This window comes from Trebonia sp. (assembly GCF_049794275.1).
Taxonomy (GTDB): Bacteria; Actinomycetota; Actinomycetes; order Streptosporangiales; family Streptosporangiaceae; genus Trebonia.
In genome coordinates this window covers 1-3,019 of sequence record NZ_JBARCR010001027.1, presented here as the reverse complement: position 1 = coordinate 3,019, position 3,019 = coordinate 1, and the positions used below count along the sequence as shown (strand labels likewise).

General features: G+C 70.7%; 4 protein-coding genes. 2 read left to right on the top strand and 2 right to left on the bottom strand.

Annotated elements, in window-relative coordinates; translation table 11 throughout:
* Nucleotides 1-326 (top strand): response regulator (locus tag WA805_RS25805; RefSeq protein ID WP_425243643.1); only part of this gene is annotated, 326 nt, incomplete at its 5' end.
* The gene (locus WA805_RS25800) at nucleotides 323-1,897 is read left to right on the top strand and encodes a SpoIIE family protein phosphatase (RefSeq protein ID WP_422338816.1); all 1,575 of its coding nucleotides are present in this window, start codon (nucleotides 323-325) and stop codon (nucleotides 1,895-1,897) included. The genes WA805_RS25805 and WA805_RS25800, both read left to right, overlap by 4 nt.
* On the opposite strand, the gene WA805_RS25795 is transcribed toward WA805_RS25800, so the two are convergent.
* Together WA805_RS25795 and WA805_RS25790 are read right to left on the bottom strand one after the other, a co-directional pair.
* A complete protein-coding gene (locus WA805_RS25795; RefSeq protein ID WP_422285866.1) occupies nucleotides 1,894-2,229 on the bottom strand; it encodes an STAS domain-containing protein in 336 nt (111 codons plus the stop codon). The two genes, WA805_RS25800 and WA805_RS25795, sit on opposite strands and share 4 nt — an antisense overlap.
* Before the next feature lie 128 nt (nucleotides 2,230-2,357).
* A partial coding sequence (locus tag WA805_RS25790) for an SAM-dependent methyltransferase (RefSeq protein WP_425243642.1) occupies nucleotides 2,358-3,019 on the bottom strand: 662 nt, incomplete at its 5' end.

Sequence of the window (3,019 nt, the reverse complement as noted above, 5' to 3'; positions counted from 1 at the left end):
TCGCTGACGACGACGCGTCCTTCCGCCAGGTGCTGAGGGCGATGCTCGCCGGCACCGCGGACCGGCTCATCGAGGCGGCGGACGGCGCCCAGGCACTCGCCGCGGTCGCGGCGGAGGGCGTCGACCTGATCCTTGCCGACCTGCAGATGCCGGGCGTGGACGGGAAGACGCTGCTCGACCGGCTGCCCGCCGGGCTCCCCGCGATCGTCATCACCGGCCACGACGAGCCGGCGCCGCCGCGGGCCGCCGCCCTGCTGCGCAAGGACGAGCTGACCAGGGAACGGCTCGCGTTCACGATCAGGCGCGTCATCAGGGGCACGCGATGAGCGAGGCACCCGGCATGCTGCTCCTCGTGGACGACGACGAGGCCAAGCGCTACGTGCTGGGCACCTGGCTGCGGCGGGCCGGGCATACCGTGATGGAGGTCGGCACCGGGCGGGAAGCGCTCGCCGTGGCGGCCACCGCCGACCTCGTACTGCTTGACGTGAACCTGCCGGACATGAGCGGCTTCGACGTCTGCCGCCAGATCAAGACCGACCCGCGGACGGCCGCGATCCCGGTGATCCAGGTGTCCGCCACCGCCGTCGAGGTCGCGGATCGCGCTCATGGCCTGACCCAGGGCGCCGATGCGTACCTGGTAGAGCCCACGGAACCCGACGAGCTGCTCGCCACGGTGACGGCCGCGCTGCGCTACTACCGTGCCAGGACCCGCGCGGAACGGACAGCCGGCCTGCTCACCGCGCTGGCCAGCGTGACGCTGGACATCAACGCCGCGGAGACCTTCGACGGCCTGGCCGCGGCGGCGGCCGTCGGTGCGGCCAGGATGTTCTCCGTTCCCGTCGTGCTCATGCTGGAGATGCCCGACGGCCAGGTCCGGCGGATGGCGGCCCTGCCAGGAGGCCTGGTACCCGTGCGGCGCGGCGGCCCGCCCGGGATGATGGACCGCATCGTGGAACACGTGCTCGGCCCGGCCAGGAACAGCGGAAGCGTGAACATCGACAGAGACGACTGGCTTGGCATCGTGCCCGACAGCACGCTGCGCGTGGACGTCTGCGTGGCGGTGGCGCGGGTCAGGTCCGGCAGGGCGCCGACGGCGATGGTTGTCGACCGCACGGGCCTGTCCGGCGAGGAGGACCTGCAGATCCTCCGCCAGCTCACGCAGTCGGTCGCGCTCGGCGTCGAAGCCCTGCGTTCGTCCGCGGAAGACCACCTGGTGGCCATGACTCTGCAGCGCAGCTTCCTGCCCGCGGCGCTGCCCGCGATACCGGACCTTGCGATGGCGTTCCGCTACCTGCCGGCCAGCGATCAGGCCGAGGTCGGCGGGGACTTCTACGAGGCGCTGCCCTGGCGGGACGGGGTCCTGATCGCCATCGGCGACGTGCAAGGGCACTCGCTGCACGCCGCGGGGGTGATGGGCGAGCTCAGGCACGCGCTGCGCGCTTTCGCCACAGAAGCGCACTCGCCGGTCGAGATCACCAGCCTGGTCAACGAGGTGCTGCGGCGATACCACCCGGGCATGATGGCCACCTTGTGCCTGGTGCTCGCCAGCCCCGCGACCGGCGAGCTCTCGATCGTCAACTGCGGGCACATGCCGCTGCTGCTCGTGAGCGGCGCCGGCGCGGCCTACGCCGGCGAAGGCGGGCTGATGCTCGGCCTGACCCGCCACGAGCCGCACACCGAGACGGCTGTCCTGCCTGTGGGGGGCACCGCACTGCTGTTCACCGACGGTCTCGTCGAGGATCGCAAGATCTTCCTCGACACCAACCTGGAGATACTGCGCGCCGCCGCGGCGGAGGTCGCGGACGCCGACGTCGAGGCTTTCGCCAACCACGTGATGTCGGTCTTCGGCCCGCGCGAGGACGACGTCGCGATGATCGTGCTGCGCAGAACCGGTTAGGCGGCGCTCATCGCTTCCTGCAGGCTCGGGTAGACCGGCATGATGCGGCCGACGCCGGTCAGCTGGAGCACCCGGCGCACCGAACCGTCCTGGGACACCGCCAGCCACAGCTGGAGATCACGCGCGGCGGCCCGCTCGTAAGCCCGCATGATCGCGTGCACTCCTGACGAGTCGCAAAAGACGGTTGACGTCAGGTCGGCGATCACGATGCCGACGCCGGGCTCGAAGGCCGCGACCAGCTGATCGTGCACCTGATCGCAGTTCGTGACGTCGATCTCGGCAGGCAGGGCCACCACGACGGGCACGCCGCGTGCAGCCTGATCATCCGCCACTCAAACCACTCCCGCTACCTGCAAACTCATGCGTTTCTCTCACGGCAGACTACCGTGTACCCACACGTTAACAGGCGAAATGCGTGCCTGGACATGGGTCGCCAGGCCACCCGAGCGGAAACGGCTGTTCAGGGCTTCCGCGCGACCCCGGCGCAGCCCAGGCCGGGCCCGCGCTGCTCATCCTCCCCCGTGGCGGGGGCTCCGTCGGGACGCCAGTCGCGAACGCGGACCAGGCCGGGTTCCACGAGCTCAAGGCCGCAGAACAGCTCCCGCACCCGGTCGAGCGTGCGGAACTCGGCCCGGCCGAAGGCCCGTGTCATGAACTCTTTCAGCTGGACGGCGCCTGGGCCGCCAAGGTCGAGCAGGTGATGGATGAACACGTAGCTGCCGGACGGCAGCGCGTCGATCAGCTCGCCGGTGAGCCTGGCCGGCTGCTCGTAATCCGTGATCTGGTGCATGACGCCGGACAGCAGCAGCCCGATCGGCCGGCTCCAGTCCAGGTGAGCGCGCACCACGGGATGACCGATGATCCCGGCGGGATCGCGGAGGTCCCCGTCCGCCACGGCCGTCAGCGGGTTCTCCGCGAGCACCGCCTTGGCGTGGCTGAGCACCATCGGATCGTTGTCCACGTAGACCACGCGGGCGGCCGGGTCGACGCGCTGGGCGATCTGATGCACGTTCTCCGCGGTTGGCAACCCGGCGCCGATGTCAAGCAACTGCCTGATCCCGGCGTTCCCCACCAGGTACCGGACCACCCGGCCGAGCAGGGCCCGCTGCCCGCGCACGCCCG

What these genes read in the sequence shown, in the direction of transcription:
- WA805_RS25800 (WP_422338816.1), top strand. Translation starts at nt 323, where the DNA reads ATGAGCGAGGCACCCGGCATGCTGCTCCTCGTGGACGACGACGAGGCC.